This is a genomic window from Verrucomicrobiia bacterium, from assembly GCA_035577545.1.
In the GTDB taxonomy this organism is placed as follows: domain Bacteria; phylum Verrucomicrobiota; class Verrucomicrobiia; order Palsa-1439; family Palsa-1439; genus Palsa-1439.
The window spans coordinates 223,787-242,786 of record DATLVI010000031.1 but is presented as its reverse complement, the minus strand read 5'-3'; the positions used below and the strand labels follow the sequence as shown (position 1 = coordinate 242,786).

Below are 19,000 nucleotides of genomic sequence, written 5' to 3'. Positions count from 1 at the left end.
CGCTGGCTTGACAGCACACTTGTTAACGAATGGCTTCCGTCACAAATCTGGCGTGAGGCACTTACCCAAGCTGCGGCCGATCGACTTCGCAATATCGAGCGATTGTCTGCCGCTGAGTTAGCGTTTTGTTCATGGCTCATTCCTCCTGAGGTCGCACGGCAGGTACTAACCACAGCGCGCAAAGACTTTCGGGATTTGGCGCAGCAGCCCCTCGAAGTTGTTCCCAAGCCTCTACGTGTCCACACTGCATTCTTGTTAGTCACTCTCGGGTTACGCGCAGGCGATATCGAAGCCGTTTCGTTTGTTGCAAGGGGGTTTTTCACAGTTCATGATGCGCTGGCTCTGGACCAAGATTTGCCAGAATCTTGGTCGTTATTGTCTCCTCTCTTACCCAGGTTCGCATATTGGAGACAATGGGACCGATGCGAACAATTACGACGTGCAGTGCGAAGGCGCTTTCCCAAGCATTCAGAAATGCCAACTGCCCTACTTCAAGCGGCGCAGACCCCGGAGCACGTTGAAATTGTAAACCTAGTCTATCCACGCATCATTATGAAACGACTAAGAGCTAGTCGATCCGCTAAGCCACCGGTACTCTCTAGTGCTCCAAGAGTGTTTTGGGAGTTCAAGCGAGATCAAATTGAGCAACAAGACTTCAGTGATTTTCTCAATCACTTTGGAGAATTGGCAAGCGGAGATGTTCTTAGGGACAGTCAGGCCAGCTTCACTTTTTTCGTCGGCGGTTTCGATGACGACGCCCGTGAGGTTACGGAGATTCCAGAGATACGTGCGTTTTATCATAAATTCTACGAAGTCTGGCCACATTGGATGTTCTTCGTTGAACCTGACTCATTGAAGACGATGGCATTCTGTATTTTCAAAACATACATGTGCATTCACGATGAAAAGAAACGTGTTGTGCAACATGCTTACGACGACACTGAAATGGCCGAATTTATCAAGCAGCAAACGCCTGATTTCATGAGTCTTTGCCATCGCGCGGGAATAGACAGTATCGAAACCAACGAAATTCTTGAGGGCATCACGAAAGAGTTGATGCCACCCGGCTGGAAGAAGGCGAGTGGCATCAAAGTGTCGTAGAGGCAGACTTCCTACCGCCCGCTCGCTGCATGCCTTCAGTCGCAGGGACACAGGAGCGGCTGCCGCCCCAGTTTCCCTCTCGACTCCCTTCCCCCACCAGAAACGCGGCAACGCAGATGGATCATCCTGGACTCCACACGCCGGGACTTCGCTGTTCCCTGTTTCGCCCTCCGCTACGCCCCGCGCATTTCGTCCAAGCCGACCAACTGCGCTTCACGTCGCTTTTGAACTTAGAAATCGTGCCGGTCTTGAGCCCCGAACTTAAGATCAAATTGTAGCCGAAAGACCTTCCAATTCTTGCAGAGGCGATTGCAGGCAACGCTTCTCACCTTCTGAACTGTGATGTACGCGACTTCGGCGCTTACTTCGCCAATATCATCCAAGGCGTGGAGATCGTCTCACCCCAAATGCTTGCGGACGAGCTTGCGTGAAGGGCTGCTCTAATTCCATTTGTTCTCGATGTGCTCTCCACCGAACAGGTACGCAATACTTACGTAGACATCGGTACATTCCCGCCGCGATATTGAACGAAGGCGTTCTTGCCTGGTATTCCAACGCGATCGCGCCGAAATGCTCTCGCAGGAAAGAGTCCTCATGTTTGCCACGCTTGTTCAAAAGCGTGGCAAACACCAGAGGGGCCACAGACGCAAAACCAAGGGGAAGTAAGGCGGCAAACCCAATGGCTTCCAGAATCATTCCAAGACGAATCGGGTGTCTAATTACTGAATAAACGCCTTCCGTAACCAATCGATGATTTTCAAAGAGACAGACGTGCCTCGAATAGCTCCGCCCCAGTGTGACTATACCAAGCAGCCCGAGTGTACTGCCGGCACAAATACAGACAAAGCCTACAGTCGCGCCTGGGCCCAGTCTATATCCTAAAAACATTCGAAGAATTGGGATAATCACACAAACTCCCCACAGCAATGCAATCAAATCTGTGGATGGCACCAAATGCGCAGTACTTAAGGCCGGTTGTTTCGCCCGCTGGAAATCAATTCGCGCCTGAAGGCCATATCGTGCCGCTAACAAAAATGCCGCGACAATTGTCATGGCGTTTATCATGAGTGTTGATTGGTCTTAGAACGGCAACACGCCCCAAAGGAAATACCATAAAAACTCAGAGCTGATACAAGTAGCCCCGGAATAAAAGCCTGGCCTGGCATAAACTTAAGAGCTGCCAGTGTGGTCAAATAACCAGTGATGATACTTACAGGCGCAGCAAGCGGACTCGTTTTGGTTCGGAATGCCGCCCCAAGCAGAGCAGGACCCAGCACGAGCAGACCATAAAAACAATTGAGTAACAAATGTACGATATCCCGGCTCATGTCGGCCATGATCACTCCGCCAATACCCGCCGCGATGGTTAAGAGCCGCACGCTTCTCAGACTTGAATTTTCAGTTGTGCTGCGGCCCAGCACATCGCGATGTACTGCAAAGCTGACGGCCAGAATAAGACTATTGACACAACTGAGAATGACGGCAGACAGGCCGGCGAAGGTGATCATCGCCCCAAAGCGCGGCATGCTAGCTAGGAGTGTGTGAACGACGAGTTGGTCACTATTCTTTGAAGCCACCCCGCTCAAAGATGCACAAAACCCCAGAGAAAGAGCGAAAACGTAAAACGGCAAAACGAGTATCGCCGCCCAAATGAATACTGACCGTGCCTCCTTGGGGTTGCGGCTCGAATAAACACGAAACCAGATTTCCGGTTGCAGCAGGGGGACGCTAGCTCCAAAGAGAAATCCCAATATCAAGAAAGTCCATCCACCAAATCGTAAGGGGGAGAGGATCTCGTGAGATATTCCGACCCCAACCGTCGCGAGACCATAGTTTCTCGTCAGAGCATAAAACCCCAGCCCAATCAGTACAATCAGCTTAACACCGAACTCAAGAACGTCGCTGACGATGTCTCCGCGCATCCCCAACCAAGCGGTGTAAAAGACGACGAATGCTGCTGCAATATGGAAAGCCCACGAAGGGTCACCGGTCACTATACCGAATATGTCTCGAAACGCTTCGAACTGTGCGGCTGTTAGGAACATGTATGTAAACGCTACTACTAGACCGCCCGCAACCTGAGCTCCCTTGCCCAAACGCGCTCCTAAAAAATCTCCTATGGTGGTTGCCTGGACGGAGTCGCCGAAGGCTTTGAGTTTAGGGCCGATCATCGCCATCAACACGAAGCCGCCCAGCGTTGACAGAAGCGAAACCAAAGCGAAACCGGTCCCGCTTTGAACGGTGGCGGACGCCAATCCGATAATGGCTCCTGCTCCAACCTGGGTAGCTGCGCAACTCACCGCCAGCATCCACAAAGGTGTCGCCCGATAGTTCATCCAGAACGATCCAGCGGAGGCGCGAAATCCCGCCCAAACGGAGGTTCCGACGGTCATGAGCGCTACCATCACTATTGCTAACCAAACCATGGGAGACTAAAGGAGTATGACAGCTTCGCTTTCCCCGGTGCAGGCACCCCCAGCGATTTCGATCAAAAATGGCGAAACCACTAGGTTACGAACTCGTTTCACCACAGGCTCGCCGTGGGTGCCCCTATGACACGCGAGCCTGACCTCGACTTCGGGAGTTGGTCTAATGAACTGACGAAAGCGGAGCCTGAGCTCCATGAAGCTTGCCTTGTCTGCCTCGATACGCTCCAGATATTCCTGCTCAGAAATTGGGAGCAACCCATCACGTGCCAAAAGCACACCAAAAAGATACGATAATTCGCCAATGTAGGTCACGATTTGGATTCGTGTGAGGTGTGTGGGCTCTTTCCTGTAACATGACGGCGTAAACCAACGAAACCAGCCGCGCACTTGCGCGTCATCGTAAGCTGCACGGAGCAAGTGGATCTCTGACTCCTTATATACCGTGCCCAGCACTGTTCTGAAGTCCGGGCTATACTTGATATCTTCCCTTTGTGTTGTCAGTGTGATGTTCATATTGGGTGGCTCCAAATCGGTAATCCTACATACGGAATAGCAGCGCGCCAGCGTCTCGGAACAGGGTGTTCTTATCTGCTCCCCACAACGTTACCCGCAAAAGTCCAGCGAGGTCCGTTAGAAAATCGGGTGCCAGTTGAAGCCAAGCGTATTCTCCTTTGGAAACGGCCGTGGAACCGAAGCTGAAGAATACAAAGCCAGCGCGTGGGCCTGTGTTTTCTTTCGGTTCAAAAAGAATCGTTACTGCAAGTGGGTGCAACAGCCGGCTTAATTCCTGAAGGAGTACCCTTACGGACAGTGGGTATTCCCCCCAAGCCGGTGGGAGAGCTAAGAAAGAAATTCTACGCCTAGCGCCGCGATCTCCGCCTGAAAGTTCTTCCTGCAGTTTGACTATCTCCTGTAGGCTGGTGTGGCGAGCGAATGCAAGAACAGCCCGTGCTTGTTCGGGGGCTACTGAGTTCTCATCTCGCGCCAATTCGACCGCAGTGTCCGAAAGCGGCGGCAATATGAAAGTCAATTGGTTTTGCTCGTTACGTAGAAATCGAACCGCCGCGGCACTGAGTTCCGGATTCGAAAAGGACGCTGGCTTTCCACTAAACACCACAACTTCTCCCTGTCGATCGCCCACCAGATTCTGGAATCGCTGGTTTGCAATACGGTCGTCTAAAGCGAGTGGCTGAACATCCGAAGCAACGGCGATTCGTAATGCCTGAATCTCTAGCTTCAATAGCTTCGCAAGCTTCGTCAGGTGCTTTTCAGGGATCGGTTCCATTCCGCGTTCCCAAGCACTTACTTGCTGAAATTCTACGCCCAATGAACGTGCGATATCTCGCTGACTCTTGCCAGCGCCAAGCCTTGCCCCTCTCAACATTCGCCCTGCAGTCCTTGTCCTTGTTTCCATCGTCCTGAACTTAATACACTCAATTTTGGAGCAAAGTCAAGGCGCGACAGATGTTGACAAGCTAGCTAAAGTCTGATAGGCTTTATCCAACATGATGGCATTAGGGCCGAGGATTATAGCCTCGGCCCACCGAGCATGGCTCGGGGAAGAAACGGTGCTCACGATGAAAACCGCCCCTTCTGCTGAAGAGCTTAACACAGGGATCACTAGCGCGCAAATCCCAGAAGAATGCCCGCAGCCGGTTTTTGAACGTCCCAAACCTGAGGTGGTCGACGGCGAGCAGATGCTCTTGGCGATTGCCAATTCCGACCGGGATGTGTTCTTCCATGATGGTCAAACCACGCCGGAGTTCGCGCGCGCCCTTTCGGAGTTCTGGGACGACCCCCACGGAGATTGTTACCCAAATGAAGCGGCACCCTGCTGCCAGCAGGAAAATCTGGAGACGAACCATGGCCGACAGTGAGTCTGATCTACCGGAGAGAACTTCGAACCATCGTTTTGCCAGCGGCCTGAGATGCCCACATTGTGGGAGGCCCCTGCAGATTGTCCTCCGGGAATCGGAACTGTGCAACAAACCCATCTTCCGTTCGCCTGACGCACCCGATGAGGATTATCCACTGAAAATCAGTCCATAGTAATGCCCCCTGCGGTCCAAGCCTCCGAGGGAACCACTGTAATAAATCAGGAAAAACCTAATAGACACTTGCGTGTCCGACCCGGCTCAAAGCGCACCACTGAATTCGGCTCCATGTTCGGCTTTTACAAATCCGAAATCGCTCCCTACTCAACCGCCCCCTGCAGCAGTCTCGTCACCATCCGAATTCCCTCTTCAACTTGACCTCGGAGTGTACTGGTCATCTGCTCGATACGCGATGGATGAATCGGGGTCATAATGAAATCGCTTTTGACGGATACAATCCCTATGTTGGTTGTCTGTCCCGTCGCATATTCCAGCACTTCATAGAAGATTTGAGTTTCGTCGGGAAAGGTCTGCCCGCCGACGATCAAACACTGGCGCATTCCGCCGGGTAGTTGCTGTTTGGCTTCCAGAATGAACACGTCTGCTTCGGGCGATTTGAGTTCGTTGACGGTAAACGCCGGTTGCACGTTCTGGAACGCAGTACGGATAGCTGATTCCACTTCCTCGAATGGTTTCCCCGATTTGAGTTCGTGATGTTCAAATAGGCTCGCATCACGATTATTCCCCAACATGGCTTTGAAAATCACCGTCGCATGGCTCGTCTGTTCTTGCCGCCGCCGTTCCGCCCGATCCTGCTCGCGCGTCCGGTAATCCGTCATCAATTGCTTCAGTTCCACATCTTCCGGCAAAGTGAGCACAGCCACTTCAATCTCGCCGACAGCTCCCTTGTAATCACCCTTACCCGCGAGCGCATTGGCCCGGACCAGACTTCCCTGCTTCGTGGCTTCTCGTTGGATGGCCACAGCATCGAGATCACCGGGGTTCGCGACGAGGGCTTCGCCGCTTGCTTCTAAGGCCCGCCGGTAATCAGCCGCTTTCAGATATTGGCGTGCAGCCTCCATGGCCCACACGTAGCTGCTACTCACCAGATTAGTGCCGAATGAATTGGTTTGATTGGCAGCGACCTCTAAAGCGACTCGCGCGGGCTCATACCCATCTCGCCGCAAAACGAACTCCCACCGCCCAGGTCGCAAACCCTCCAGGTGAAGTGGAGTTGCGCCCCAACTCTGACCGTTGCTGCTTTCGACCGTGGCACCGGATGGTTTCGTCTCCAAATCAGCCGCGCCATAAACGAATTCAACCTTGATGTTTCTCGTCATCCCAGTTTCCACAAATCCTGATACTTCTTGCCGATTGTCGTGGTGCACGGCTATCACTTTGTAGCTCCCTACTGGCAGATCATTGATTGTCGACGGTAAATCCCCTGATTCCAAGACAGTTCCGTCGGCATTTAACAATTCGAATGTTGCTCCAGTTTTGTTGCATGCCATTTGCAGGTTCCCGATTCGCGGAACACACCGCCATGTAGCGACTGAATTCGGTAAGACAGCTAACTCTTGCGCCCCTTGCCAATGGCGATACGTTGCTTCCACCCGATACAGATCAGTCGGCACTTCGCGGCTCATTCCTGTGCTGTTAGTTAATGTCACGGTGAACTCCGGGCCGCGAATGGTAAGCAAGGCCGCCGGCGGGTCGGCTTGTATTGCTAGTGTTCCTGCGGCCCGTTTCAAAACGATCTCACCAAAGTCATGTTGGCCGTACCAGACGAACAGATTTGTGGAGAAGGTCACTGCCTTGGGATGGTAAACAGAAAATGTGTGTTGTCCAATGGCAATCGGTTCCCCGCTCAAGACACCTCGTCCATCCAGCCTTGCTGTCGCCCCGTACCCTAACGGCTGACCTTCCAGCGTAAACGAGAACGTGAGCCGGGTTTGTGCACTCAAACGCTGGTGCAGCCGGTAGGTATAGAGAACCAGTATTAGAATTCCCCACCATACCAACGGGCGCAGCACTCGCAGCCAATGTTGCAGGCGACTTTTCGGTGGGGTCGACGGAATGGAAGTGTCGAGGTTCACGCAGCCTTGGTTGCGGGCACACCTGTCTGGCAGCTATTAGGGAAGAATTGCGCAAACTCCTTCGGAATGGCGAAGTTCCACGTCCTGCTTTGGCGTTGACCAGTCAGGCGAATTGACGCCATAATTCAAAAACGACTCTGCACTATGGATCTCTTTGGCTTCAAGCGAAAAAAGGGCGAAGTCTTAAACCACTGGATTGCCTTCGTTGAGCGGTTCGGTTATCCACCCACGGATTTCTATGCCGCCGTCGAGAAGGAATTGGCGGCGCTCAAAGTTCCCAGCATGGACATGACCCGTGTTGAATTCGCCGAGGGCGGCCCCTTATCTGACAAGCGGGTATATCTGCGCATGATTCGTGAACGCTTGATATTCGATACGTGCGCCGCACCGTTTGGAACCGGGTTTTTCTTCTCCTGCCGCAGTGTGTATATCCCAGCCGTCGTGAAATTGTGGCATGCGCTTGTGCTCGCTCTGCTCTTCTTTGGAATCTACGTGCTGCTTGCCAGCTGGCTCGGAGTGGTTTTCGCTGGGATTGCTCTCGCGGGCCTTCTCTTGGCCATTGCCCAGGTGTTTCGGAACACGATTGCTCTGGGGTTGTCCGACCTTGATGCCGCATTGATCAAGACTCCTGTCATTGGCCCTGTTTACGAGCGTTGGTTCCGGAAGGAGACGTATTTTCGCACCGATACACGCCTCTTATATCTGGACACGATACCCAAGATCATCAAACGGCTTGCCGAAGAAGCCACCGCCGCGAATGGCGTCAAGCTCACGCAACAATACGAGCAGGCACCTATTCTGGGCGAACTCTATAAGCCCGTGCCTGTGCGCGAAGAACCGAAGTGATTCGTCATGGCCTCGGTGCATGAAATACTGACCGAGCAGTTCCGACAATGGGAAGTACGCGGACGCGGCTGGCGGGTGTTTGATGAACCCGTGTATCTGGAGCCGCCGTTCCGCCCCTTCTACGGTCACTATTTGCCCGACATCCCTGCCGTGGACGATGGCCGGCGGCCCACAATCCTGAGTTCCTTAACGCGGAAGCTCGGTCAGAAACTCAGCGACAAGCCAACCTCGTCACCCATCGTACCCGAAGTGGAACAAGAACCCGAACCGCACTCGCTCGTTCGTGACACCCTCGTTGAACTCTACACTTCCCTGCCTGCCAAGCTGGATGCTGGCACAGAAGCCTTTGAGCAATTCCTTCGCAATCTTGCGCTCTGTCGGGAGCCGATCGCTTTTGAATTGCTAGGAACCGCCGGACGCGTGAGTGTCCAGTTTGTCGCCAACCAAAGCGACGCCCCGTTGGTGCGTCGCCAATTGCAGGCCCACTTCTCTGACGCCCTATTTCTGCCACGTGAGGGCGCGTTAGAACAGGCTTGGGAATCCTGTGAGGGCGACGAAATACTGGTAGTTGAGTTTGGTTTGGCGCGGGAGTTTATGTACGAGCTTGCCAGCGGCAAGCTGGACCCGTTCGTCGGCCTTGTCGGTGCGATGACGGAATTGCAGCCATCCGACCTCGCCCTTTTCCAAGTACTCTTTCAGCCGGTTCAGGAACAATGGTCGGAGAGCATCCAGCGTTCCGTCACCGACAGCGACGGCAAACCGTTTTTCGTTAATGAGCCGGAACTCACCGACGCGGCGGAAAACAAAATCAAATCTTCACTCTATGCCGCCGTCGTGCGAATCGCCGCAAAAAGCGAAAGCTTTGAACGAGCGTTGCAGATTGCCAAGGACATGGCCGGTTCACTCCGGGTGTTTGCCCAGCCACATGGCAACGAACTCATCCCACTTACGAACGATGACTATCCCCCTTATGCCCATGTTGAAGACATGCTTCGCCGTCAGTCACGGCGTTCCGGGATGCTCCTCAATAGCGACGAGTTGATCGGCTTCGTCCACCTGCCATCCGGCGCAGTCCGCTCAGCGGCGCTGGAACGCGACAGCGGCAAAACTAAAGCCACCCCGCCCATTGCCCGGAGCGTCACTGGCCTATTACTTGGTTACAACACCCACGCCGGCCAGTCCGTTCCTGTGAGACTGACACCCGAACAGCGGGTCAGACATTGCCACATCATTGGCGCCAGTGGCACCGGCAAGTCCACTCTGCTTTTCAATCTCATCCGTCAGGATATCGACAACGGTGAAGGCTTGGCTGTGCTCGATCCCCATGGGGATTTGGTGGACAAGGTGTTGAGCGTCATCCCCGCCCACCGCATCGACGACGTGGTGTTGGTCGATCCGTCTGACGAAGAGTATTCTGTCGGATTCAACATCCTTTCGGCCCACAGCGAGCTTGAGAAGAACCTCCTAGCCTCTGATCTCGTTTCGGTGTTCCAGCGGTTGTCGTCAAGCTGGGGCGACCAGATGCAGAGCGTGCTGCAAAACGCGATTCTCGCATTTCTGGAAAGCGATCGGTGCGGTACGCTCGCCGATTTGCGCCGCTTCTTAATCGAACCGTCTTTCCGGTCTGAATTCCTCGAATCCGTTCACGACCCGAACGTGCTGTATTACTGGCACAAAGGATTTCCACATCTCTCCGGCAACAAGTCCATTGGTCCTATCCTAACGCGCTTGGAAATGCTTCTGGCACAAAAGCCAATTCGCCACATGGTCTCCCAGCCGGAGAACCGGTTGGATTTCGGCCAGATCATGGATACTGGCAAAATCTTTCTGGCCAAGCTGCCCGAAGGACTTCTGGGCCGAGAGAATTCCTATTTACTGGGCGCATTGCTCGTTTCCAAATTCCAACAAATGGCCATGAGCCGACAGGCCAAACAAATCGCCGCCCGCCGGGACTGCTGGATCTACGTGGATGAGTTCGCGAATTTCATCACCCCCAGCATGGCGGAGATCCTCTCGGGCGCGCGCAAGTACCGAATTGGCCTGACTTTAGCCCATCACGAACTACACCAGTTACAGCGCAGTCCCGACGTGGCCAGTGCCGTCATGTCGCATCCGTTTACCCGCATTGTGTTTCGGGTCGGAGACGACGACGCCAAGAAGTTGGCCGAAGGGTTCGCCTTTTTTGAGCCGGCGGACTTGAAGAACTTGGAGACAGCCCAAGCCATTTGTCGAGTGGAACGGAGTGATTTTGATTTTAACCTCTCGGTTCCCTCGCTCGATGTACCGGACGAAACGGCGGGAGCGAAACGACGGCAGGAAGTGATTACGGCTTCGCGAGAAAAATACGGCGCTCCCCGGACAAAGGTGGAAGCGATGTTACGGGAGGCTTGGCAAAGTGAGCGGCCAACTGCCGGGTTCGTAAGGAATAAACTACCGCAGGTACAATCACCCGTTCCGAACACGGTGCCAATCACAGTTCAAGTTCACGCTTCCGAAACGAAAGTTGCCGAAGTTCCGAAGACAACGGTATCGGAAAGTGACCAGAGTGCGCGACCCGATATGGAGCCATCGGTTGTCGCGGTGACTCAGAAGCCGCTGCGTGACCTGGGTAAAGGAGGAGCGAGACACCAAGCCATTCAGCGCCGCATTAAAGACGCCGCGGACACGTTTGGTTTCCGCAGCGTGATTGAAAAGCGTCCTTCCGAAGGTCAAGAAAGCGTGGATTTGCTGTTGGAGCGAAGCGATCAGAAGATCGCGTGCGAGATTTCCATCACCACAACTATTGATCATGAGGTTGGCAACGTCCAGAAATGCCTCAGGGCGGGGATACCGAAGATCGCCATCATTTGCGTTGAAGAGGGTCGTTTACGAAAAATCTCAGCGGCGGTTTCGGCTAGTCTCGGTGCGGAGGCAGCAACGAGGGTGTCATATTATCAGCCCGACCAGTTCATCGCTTATTTGAAGGCGCTACCGCAACCGGTTCCGAAGCTGGAGGAGACAATCCGTCGGGGCTATAAGATCAAGCGGTCCGTCCCGAAACTCACGCCGGAAGAACAGAGGCAGCGCGAGGACATAGCCTACCGCCTCCTGGCCGAAACGATGCGGAAGAAGCCCTAGTTTTCAAACAGGCAAGCCTCGACAAATTTGACAAAACTGTGATTCTGCAGTCGCTTGGACTTTTCCCAAACCGCCCTGGGAATTGGCAATGAGAAAAATTCTTTGATGTCAGCTTGCAAGCCATCCAAGGCAATGAACATTCCATCCATCATTGCTTGATGGACGCAACTCAAATGCAAGATCAGAAAGTTGATGAATAGGCCTTCCTCGTTCGAAGGGGGTTGTACTTTCACATCCACGTGCTTTTCCAGCACGCGTGACAACTTCGGCCGATCATAGACTTCTTTCCAGATTTGCCGATAGTGGTCGGTTATTGAGACCAGATTGCTGATTCTTCTCGCCTTTTCATCCCTCCGGATGGCAAACGCCGTGAAGAGAAGTCCGCCAATGATGCCGACGGTTTGAATCACGTCGAACCAGTGTTCTGCCACCCATGAGGACGCCTCCATAACTCCGTATTATACCGGAGCAGTCCGACGCGCACAAACGGCTAGACTTGATTGGGGATGTCAGGCTTGGCAAGAACTAGTGTTTTGCGCGGGACAAGGACAATACGCTCATCCGGCCCGCACCCGGCACTAGGCGGCAAGTGCTGTACGGTCATAGCCGTAATGTCGATCCCAATCACCGCGAAGTCCCCGGAGTCGAGTTCAAAGACATCGGGGCAGCCACTGAGGGCCACTGTCCGGGCGCCACCCGCGTGAGGATCGGGACCAAGTCGCCTTCGAATCATGCCTGTATGTAACTATTGTGGCATCCAAAGTCAAATCCTTTTTCCAGTAGTGTCGAAATGTGGCAGCCGTCAACACAGCCGAAGCTGTTTCTTCTCAGGTAGCTCGCCTTCTGCGTGAAGAACGCACCAAACGTCATTTGTCGTTGAATGAACTGGCGGCAAAAGCCGGATTATCGCGGCAAATGGTGAGCTACATCGAACAGGAAAAGCGCAACCCAAGTCTGGACACGTTGTTGCGCATCGCCCGGGCGCTGCAAATAAACTTGGATGATGTGCTTCGTCGCGCGCGCCGCGCTGCAGCGCGATAGGGGCCATCCCGCTCCGACCATCTGAAGTCCAGAAACCCTATTTCCGGGCAGTGTCCCAATTTGAAACATTCGGTAGAAGGTCATTCACTGACCGGACGGTGCAAGGCCCAACTCGCCAAGGAAAAACCCATCGACAGCATCGACCCTGCCTCGCCAAAGAACACCGTTACCGCCGGGACAATTTTGGTGGGAACCGGGATGCCAAAACTTAGCCGAAGCCAAATGGATAAATTCGACCTCGTCATCTCTCGGCTCCTCAGAACCAGGCCTTGACTCCTTAGACGCTGAGAGACGCTCCATCGCACTGTCGATGTGCTTTAGAATTGCTCCATCAGCCAGCAATTCCATGTAGCGATTGTGGGAAATGATGACGCCAGAGACTAGCAATCCACCAACGCATAGAGTGATAGGCAATCCTCGCGTGTCGCGTTCGGCATTGGCATCTATTCCCTCTCCGCCCGCTATAATCAGGCTAAGAACGTAGTCATCCATTCGTTTGGGAAAACTACTTGAGCATGGCTACGAGCGTCAACGTGAAAAACGTTACTACTCGGGCAGTGCGAAAAGCAGTTGCACTCTTGCTGGAAATCCCGGCGATCTGTGATAAACTCTGCGGGCATGAACAACAAGGCGTTTCTACTTATTGTCGCCGTGGTAGTCGTGGCAGCAGCAGCGATCTGGTTTGGCCGTTATCTGGAACGTATGGATTCACTCCAAAGTCAGGTCTACCAGTTGCAAGCGCGGGTCAACTATCTCGAAGGAGAGAATGCTCGACGAGTCCAACGGTTGGCTGGTTGGAAATCACTCTGGCAGTCCGTCCGGCGGTGCATTCCGTTTTTGCGCTGACCGATCTCCGACTTCTTGCACATTCGTAAGGTCAACGCGATGTTCAATTATCAGGAGTCACAAAATGAATGTAATTCAATTTCCTGAATTTAAATGCTCGATAGTCAACGCCACCGTAAAGGGCGAGGCGCTGTATGCCGTCCGTCCGATCAAACAGAGGGGAGGCGGCACTCGCAATCATGTGACGCTTGTTCAGTATTCCGAATGCAATCACATGGGACAGTGCGGCGTATGTGATTCCAAGAGTAACCCCAATCACCAGAATTGGGACAAATGTATAGTTTACCAGTCTCATCCACGCGCCATACCGGGATATGACCCGGAGATTTGAGCGAAAGTAGCCACGTCACCCACGGCAAGAGTCCGGATTTCAGATTAGGACACTGCCTATTTCCGTTTCAGGCAGAAGTATGGCCCGACGACCTTGAACGGTGAATACGTTTCAACCATCCGTATCCGCAGTTTGAGCAGACTCTGACTGAGGGTTTCTTCTGCGTTAAAAATCGATGTTTGCGCCACGCCCATTTCCCGCGCGGCCTGGGCACGGGTCTTTCTGCTTTGCTTTCGAAAACGCTTGGCTAACACAGACAGATCAGCTTCTACCAATGGTTTATTTTGTGACATGGCGCCGTTATATACAAATGTATGCAATTTGAATACATATTTTTCTTGAGTCTTGCTTCAGTTGCGCGTATAAAGCTTGTCCATGAAGAACGATGGCGTCACCAACAAGCCAGTTGGCATTTGGATTCGTGTCAGTACCGAAGACCAAGCCAATGGCGAAAGCCCGGAACATCACGAGGAACGAGCCCGCAGCTACGCCAAGAGCCGCGGCTGGCAGGTCAAGGAAGTCTATGACTTAGCCGGGCAAAGCGGCAAGGCCGTGATGCAGCATCCTGAAGCTAAGCGGATGATGAAAGATGTCGAGGGAGGCCACATCACAGGTCTGGTCTTTTCCAAACTAGCCCGCTTGTCCCGCAACCGTCGCGAACTGGAGGACTTTGCCGATTTCTTCAACAAGCATCACGCCGATCTCATTTCCCTGAGCGAAGCCATCGACACCAGCACTGCCGGCGGGCGCATGTTTTTTCATCTGCTTGGGGTATTCGCCCAATGGGAACGAGAAGAAATCACTGAGCGCGTCAATGCGTCCGTCCTGACCCGCGCCAAGTTGGGCAAGTCCATCAATGGCAGTGCCCCGTATGGCTACAGATGGAAAGATCGCAAGTTGGTCGTCCGGCCAGAAGAGGCGGCGATTCGTCGCAAAGCGTATGAACTGTTTCTGGCGAATCGACGCAAGGGTAATGTCGCCAGGGTTCTTAACGCCGCCGGTTATCGCACCAGTGACGGTTCCATTTGGCGCGATACCTCAGTTCTCCGCATCCTCGTCGACCCCAGCGCCAAGGGGGTATACTATTTTAACCGCTTCCGCCATACCGGATCGTGGCGCGTCGAACCCAAACCCGAGGATGAATGGGGAAAGGTCGAATGCGAGCCGATCATTCCTGAAACCCTGTGGAATCAGGTCAACCAGATCGTTGAAGAGCAGCTTAAATCATGGAAGAAACCGGGCAAGCCACCCGTGCACTTGTTCAGCGGGTTGGCGTACTGTGCTTGCGGCCACAAGATGTATGTCCGTGCTGACAACCCGAAGTACTTCTGTCGCAAATGCCGTAACAAGATCCCGATCGTGGACCTGGAAACCATCGTCCACCAAGAGTTGAAGGCCTTCTTCGGCCAACCTGAACGCATTGCGTGCCATTTGCATGAAGCGGACAGAAATCTTGCCGAGAAACAATCCCTGCTGGAAGCACACCAGCGGGAACTGCAGAAAGTCCGAGACGAAATGACCCGTACCCATCGGCTGTATCTGGACGGCGAGATCACTGCGCAGGGCTTCGGGCAGTTCTACAAACCCGCCGAGGAACGGTTAAACCAGCTAGTGTCCGAATTGCCAAGGCTTCAAGCGGAGGTCGATTTCCTCAAAGTCAACAAGCTCTCCGCCGACGACATCTTGCACGAAGCCAACACCCTCTACGACCGTTGGCCCGCTATAGCATCGGAGGACAAGCGCAAGATCGTCGAAAGTCTCCTAGAAAAGATCGTCATTGGCGACGGCGAAATTGATATAAGCTTCTCACACCTACCATCTTCTGAAGAAGCGTGCAAAAACCAACACCGCTTAGGATTGAGGTGAGGGGTCGCCGCCCTCCAACCCCCTACTTCGCCGCCGGCTTGCCCTTGAACTCCACAAGAATGAGTTCCATCGGCTTGTCCCCGATGTTTTCCGGCAGGTGCGGCCCGGCGGGAATGTGCTTCACCTCGCCAGCCTTGGCGTCCACTTCCTCCGTTTTTCCATCGGGATAGGTAAACTTCGCCTTCTGATCGGTCAGGAACACCGCCACGCTTTCGGGATGGGAATGCATGACTGATTTATCGCCCGCCCCGTAATTGATGCGCAAGATCCGCACCGCGCCATTCTCGAACTCCACCTTGTAATGTTTCGCATCCACCTTCACCGGGTCCTGCGCGCGCAACATCACCGCCATGCCTGCCAACACCGCCACCGCCACGACCGTGAGTATGACTCGCTTCATGACTATCCTCCGTTTGGTTTGCCACGTTTTACGTGGTTGGGTTATTGAAAGCTGCCAGGCGTCGCCACACCCGACCACACGGAGAATCCCCCCGCCCCCACCGAAAGGCAAGATCGTTGTCTTCCCGACATAGTCTCGTAGGAGCGGTTTTCAACTGCGATCCGCCGCAAATTTCTCTGGTTCTTGCCTCTCCCCTTGGGGGAGAGGGTTAGGGTGAGGGGTGTTCGCGCCTTTGCCCCCTTCCCCCAAATGGATCTTGATCTGATCCCCGATCCTATGGATCTGATCAGCTTGTGGCGAGTTCCACCAAAGCCGAGCGGCGAGGGCATTGTGAACCCTGTTCTCAGATCCAGCGCTGACGCGAACAGTTATTATAGGACAAGTAAAAGCGCTTTCGGAAACCACCTTCTCGTCTTAGAATGCGGGAAGCTTCAGAAAGGAAGTTCAATAATCCAATGCATATTCTTTTTGAACAGTTGGAGAACGCTGGATTCTTAAAGAAAAACCAGCCAAATCTGCAAGCGATCTCCAAAGTTACTAGAAAACAAATTCGCAAGCTCGCAGAAGAGTCGGCGGAAATCACATCCGCAAAAGATCTATCGCCCGAAAAATCGGTCTTTTCTCATTCAGCTTCGCTCTCGCTTGGTGGTGGTCGTTATCCGTGCGTAGGCACAGCCTGCAGACTTATACGAGCTCAACAATTAGCCCAGTTTGCGGCCTTTTATAGCGATAGAGTATACATTAACAATTTCATCACGGATTACATATCGCACGTCGAAATTTCGCGCTTAGATGACATGGAAGTAATGCGAATGCATTTCTTTTCAGACATTTCCGTTCTGGCATCTCTACGTCCAATGATCGAAGCGAGGAAGGTGATTCCGATTACGGCTCCTCATTACTGTGCGCATTGTCTGCTCGGAGGATCATTTGGAGAGGATGCTGACAATCGTCTCAAGAGAACATTTAAGCAATTGGCCCAGGACTATTACAAAGGAATCAAATTGACACTTGAACGAACCGGGGACTTTTACTCATTGGGGATAAGAGGACCGGAACGTCTGTTGGAGCATGGGGAAGCCTTTCGGTTCTTCCCTGCGCTCCCGCCCGGTTTGCGAAAGATGCCAGCGCTGATGCGGAAACTACAGGCAGGAAAGGAAGTGGTTTTGTCTGACTCCATCCGAAAGAAGATGCGGCAGCATTACTATTTGGCTGCAGAAGTATTTGGAAATCTTGTTTTTGAACTTGCAGCTTCACAATGTTTAAAGACTTCTTTTCTTACAGAGAGAGATCTTGATGTAGATTTACTTAATACATTAACGGAAAATGATAAGTCTGAAAGACGCAATCAGCTTCTAAGCAAACACCTAACATGTCTAGTTCCATTCGTAGACAATCTCAATCTTGCCGACATACTTAAACTGCGAGAACGAGAGGCGGAAGCGTTCATCGTTTTTAGAGCTAGCTTAAATAAAGCGATTGACGAATACAAAGCGGAAGCAGGGCACCTAACCGAACGAGACGCCAAAGCTATCTACGCAGATATATTGCAACCGCAGTTAGCCGCTCTAAGCACAAAAGTAAACTCGGCCGGAAGAGTCTTGCGAACCGATTCACGCCGCAGCATCCTGGGATGGAGTGGTGCTATTACAGTTGGACTTTATTCAGGGTTTGTTCCCGCCGGTATCGCTGCCGCCGCCAAGGCACTGGGGTTGACCAAAGTACTCGCAGGAATTACTAAAGGGCTCATGACCAAAGGTGACGCGGAGGAGGGTATTCGCAAGGAAAACATGTTCTTCCTCTGGAAAGTGCAACAAGTCGCCGCAAAACGAACGGCCAATTCGTGAAATACAGTTGAAGACCTAATATACCGGTGATCTAATCATCGCCAATGAATCTGTCGATGACCGGCGAACTCGCTTCCGCCTACCACAGCGGGGCACAACGCGCACGCGTGGTCACCGAAGCATGGGGCGAGGATAATCTCTACTGTCCGAACTGTTCTTCCCCCAAGCTAACCCGACTGAGCCACAACACCAAGGCCAGCGATTTCTCATGCCCGAACTGCAAATTCCAGTACCAGCTTAAAGGCCAGCAGGCACGCTTTGGCAATCACATCAACGACGGGGCTTACGGCGCGATGCTGGAAGCGATCCGCAACGACGCGACGCCCAACTTCTATTTCATGCAATACGAGTTGGTGACGTGGAGTGTGAAGAACGTACTACTGGTGCCCAGCTTCGCCTTTCCGACCTCAGCCATCATCAAGCGCAAACCGCTCGCCATCACCGCTCGTCGCGCCGGTTGGGTTGGCTGCAATATCGCACTTCATCGCATTCCCGCCGATGCGAGAATTGCCGTCGTCACTGATAACGTGGCGGCCTCCGCGAAAGATGTCCGCGCCCAGTTTCACAAGGTCAAACCACTGGCCGAAATCAAAGCGAAAGAGCGCGGCTGGACACTAGACGTCCTCAACGCCGTCCGACGCCTCGGCAAAAAGGAATTCACAACAACCGACGCCTACGCCTTCGCCCGCGAAATGGAAAAGCTTCATCCCGACAACCGCCATGTGCGGGATAAAATCCGGCAGCAGCTTCAAGTCCTCCGCGACACCGGCTTCCTCTCCCACCCCGACCGCGGCGTGTGGATCGTCCGCTAACGCTTCGATTTCGACGACCAACTCCCTTTCTGCCACCTCTGAAAATTGTAAGCGGCGAGGACGATAGCGGCGCCGCCCAATAGATCAAGAACAGTAGTGGCGCTGTACTTATCGAAAGAGACTGTTTTAAACCGTTGCTCCAAAGCACGCTTTCGGGTGATGTCGAGGGGCGTGGGATTCGGAGTTAGGTTGATCGTCTCCAGTTCAATTTCAGTCCGGGAGTCAACCTTGTGTGACCAATGGATGACGTAAAGAGACAATCCCGAGCATAAAAGGAACACAAGCAACCCAAATAACGCATAAAATTTGTAGATATTGTCCGTCGGAAGCGAGATGGGGCTTTCCATGGCGCCATTCTACGCCTCGCCGAACCAACCTCAAGCTGGTTCGTTTC

At 53.2% G+C, this 19,000-nt stretch carries 20 protein-coding genes; 9 read left to right on the top strand and 11 right to left on the bottom strand.

Annotation, left to right across the window (positions count from 1 at the left end; translation table 11 throughout):
- On the top strand, positions 1–1,101 hold a 1,101-nt coding region (locus tag VNL17_11565; GenBank protein HXI84713.1), incomplete at its 5' end, for a hypothetical protein.
- A 375-nt stretch (positions 1,102–1,476) separates the two neighbouring features.
- Here the strand turns inward: VNL17_11565 and VNL17_11560 are convergent.
- From VNL17_11560 to VNL17_11545, 4 genes are read right to left on the bottom strand one after another with little or no spacing between them, the layout of a single operon-like run.
- Positions 1,477–2,154: an isoprenylcysteine carboxylmethyltransferase family protein gene (locus tag VNL17_11560; GenBank protein ID HXI84712.1), complete on the bottom strand. Its 678-nt coding sequence runs from the start codon at positions 2,152–2,154 to the stop codon at positions 1,477–1,479.
- Positions 2,155–2,162: 8 nt separating this feature from the next.
- Positions 2,163–3,494 (bottom strand): hypothetical protein, encoded by a 1,332-nt coding sequence (locus VNL17_11555; protein ID HXI84711.1) that lies wholly within the window; start codon positions 3,492–3,494, stop codon positions 2,163–2,165.
- Positions 3,495–3,533: 39 nt separating this feature from the next.
- Complete coding sequence (locus tag VNL17_11550) at positions 3,534–4,043, bottom strand: hypothetical protein (GenBank protein ID HXI84710.1); 510 nt, start codon at positions 4,041–4,043, stop codon at positions 3,534–3,536.
- Between the two features lie 25 nt (positions 4,044–4,068).
- Complete coding sequence (locus VNL17_11545) at positions 4,069–4,914, bottom strand: helix-turn-helix transcriptional regulator (GenBank protein ID HXI84709.1); 846 nt, start codon at positions 4,912–4,914, stop codon at positions 4,069–4,071.
- A gap of 193 nt (positions 4,915–5,107) precedes the next feature.
- Here VNL17_11545 and VNL17_11540 point away from each other — a divergent pair, with 193 nt between their 5' ends.
- Positions 5,108–5,407, top strand: a complete 300-nt coding sequence (locus VNL17_11540) for a hypothetical protein (GenBank protein ID HXI84708.1) — start codon at positions 5,108–5,110, stop codon at positions 5,405–5,407.
- 317 nt (positions 5,408–5,724) lie between these two features.
- On the opposite strand, the gene VNL17_11535 is transcribed toward VNL17_11540, so the two are convergent.
- Entirely contained in the window at positions 5,725–7,500 is a 1,776-nt protein-coding gene (locus VNL17_11535; GenBank protein ID HXI84707.1) for a PEGA domain-containing protein, read from the bottom strand.
- Positions 7,501–7,644: 144 nt separating this feature from the next.
- On the opposite strand from VNL17_11535, the gene VNL17_11530 reads away from it, so the two are divergent.
- Positions 7,645–8,346: a hypothetical protein gene (locus VNL17_11530; protein ID HXI84706.1), complete on the top strand. Its 702-nt coding sequence runs from the start codon at positions 7,645–7,647 to the stop codon at positions 8,344–8,346.
- Between the two features lie 6 nt (positions 8,347–8,352).
- Positions 8,353–11,463, top strand: a complete 3,111-nt coding sequence (locus VNL17_11525; protein ID HXI84705.1) for a type IV secretion system DNA-binding domain-containing protein — start codon at positions 8,353–8,355, stop codon at positions 11,461–11,463.
- Here VNL17_11525 and VNL17_11520 read toward each other — a convergent pair.
- On the bottom strand, positions 11,460–11,912 hold the full coding sequence (locus tag VNL17_11520) for a hypothetical protein (GenBank protein ID HXI84704.1): 453 nt from the start codon (positions 11,910–11,912) through the stop codon (positions 11,460–11,462). The genes VNL17_11525 and VNL17_11520 overlap by 4 nt on opposite strands.
- Positions 11,913–11,953: 41 nt before the next feature.
- Entirely contained in the window at positions 11,954–12,196 is a 243-nt protein-coding gene (locus VNL17_11515; protein HXI84703.1) for a hypothetical protein, read from the bottom strand.
- Between the two features lie 59 nt (positions 12,197–12,255).
- On the opposite strand from VNL17_11515, the gene VNL17_11510 reads away from it, so the two are divergent.
- Positions 12,256–12,504, top strand: a complete 249-nt coding sequence (locus VNL17_11510) for a helix-turn-helix transcriptional regulator (GenBank protein ID HXI84702.1) — start codon at positions 12,256–12,258, stop codon at positions 12,502–12,504.
- 84 nt (positions 12,505–12,588) lie between these two features.
- On the opposite strand, the gene VNL17_11505 is transcribed toward VNL17_11510, so the two are convergent.
- Positions 12,589–12,996, bottom strand: a complete 408-nt coding sequence (locus tag VNL17_11505; protein HXI84701.1) for a hypothetical protein — start codon at positions 12,994–12,996, stop codon at positions 12,589–12,591.
- 126 nt (positions 12,997–13,122) lie between these two features.
- Between VNL17_11505 and VNL17_11500 the strand changes: the two genes are divergently transcribed.
- Complete coding sequence (locus VNL17_11500) at positions 13,123–13,350, top strand: hypothetical protein (GenBank protein HXI84700.1); 228 nt, start codon at positions 13,123–13,125, stop codon at positions 13,348–13,350.
- 387 nt (positions 13,351–13,737) lie between these two features.
- Here VNL17_11500 and VNL17_11495 read toward each other — a convergent pair whose 3' ends face one another.
- Positions 13,738–13,974, bottom strand: a complete 237-nt coding sequence (locus VNL17_11495) for a hypothetical protein (protein ID HXI84699.1) — start codon at positions 13,972–13,974, stop codon at positions 13,738–13,740.
- Positions 13,975–14,056: 82 nt separating this feature from the next.
- Here VNL17_11495 and VNL17_11490 point away from each other — a divergent pair, with 82 nt between their 5' ends.
- On the top strand, positions 14,057–15,547 hold the full coding sequence (locus VNL17_11490; GenBank protein ID HXI84698.1) for a recombinase family protein: 1,491 nt from the start codon (positions 14,057–14,059) through the stop codon (positions 15,545–15,547).
- A 22-nt stretch (positions 15,548–15,569) separates the two neighbouring features.
- On the opposite strand, the gene VNL17_11485 is transcribed toward VNL17_11490, so the two are convergent.
- The gene (locus VNL17_11485; GenBank protein HXI84697.1) at positions 15,570–15,947 is read right to left on the bottom strand and encodes a cupin domain-containing protein; all 378 of its coding nucleotides are present in this window, start codon (positions 15,945–15,947) and stop codon (positions 15,570–15,572) included.
- 455 nt (positions 15,948–16,402) lie between these two features.
- On the opposite strand from VNL17_11485, the gene VNL17_11480 reads away from it, so the two are divergent.
- On the top strand, positions 16,403–17,794 hold the full coding sequence (locus VNL17_11480; protein HXI84696.1) for a hypothetical protein: 1,392 nt from the start codon (positions 16,403–16,405) through the stop codon (positions 17,792–17,794).
- 44 nt (positions 17,795–17,838) lie between these two features.
- Positions 17,839–18,606, top strand: coding sequence for a DpnI domain-containing protein (locus VNL17_11475; protein ID HXI84695.1), 768 nt, complete (start codon positions 17,839–17,841; stop codon positions 18,604–18,606).
- On the opposite strand, the gene VNL17_11470 is transcribed toward VNL17_11475, so the two are convergent.
- Positions 18,603–18,953, bottom strand: coding sequence for a hypothetical protein (locus VNL17_11470; GenBank protein ID HXI84694.1), 351 nt, complete (start codon positions 18,951–18,953; stop codon positions 18,603–18,605). The two genes, VNL17_11475 and VNL17_11470, sit on opposite strands and share 4 nt — an antisense overlap.
- Positions 18,954–19,000 lie beyond the last annotated feature (47 nt).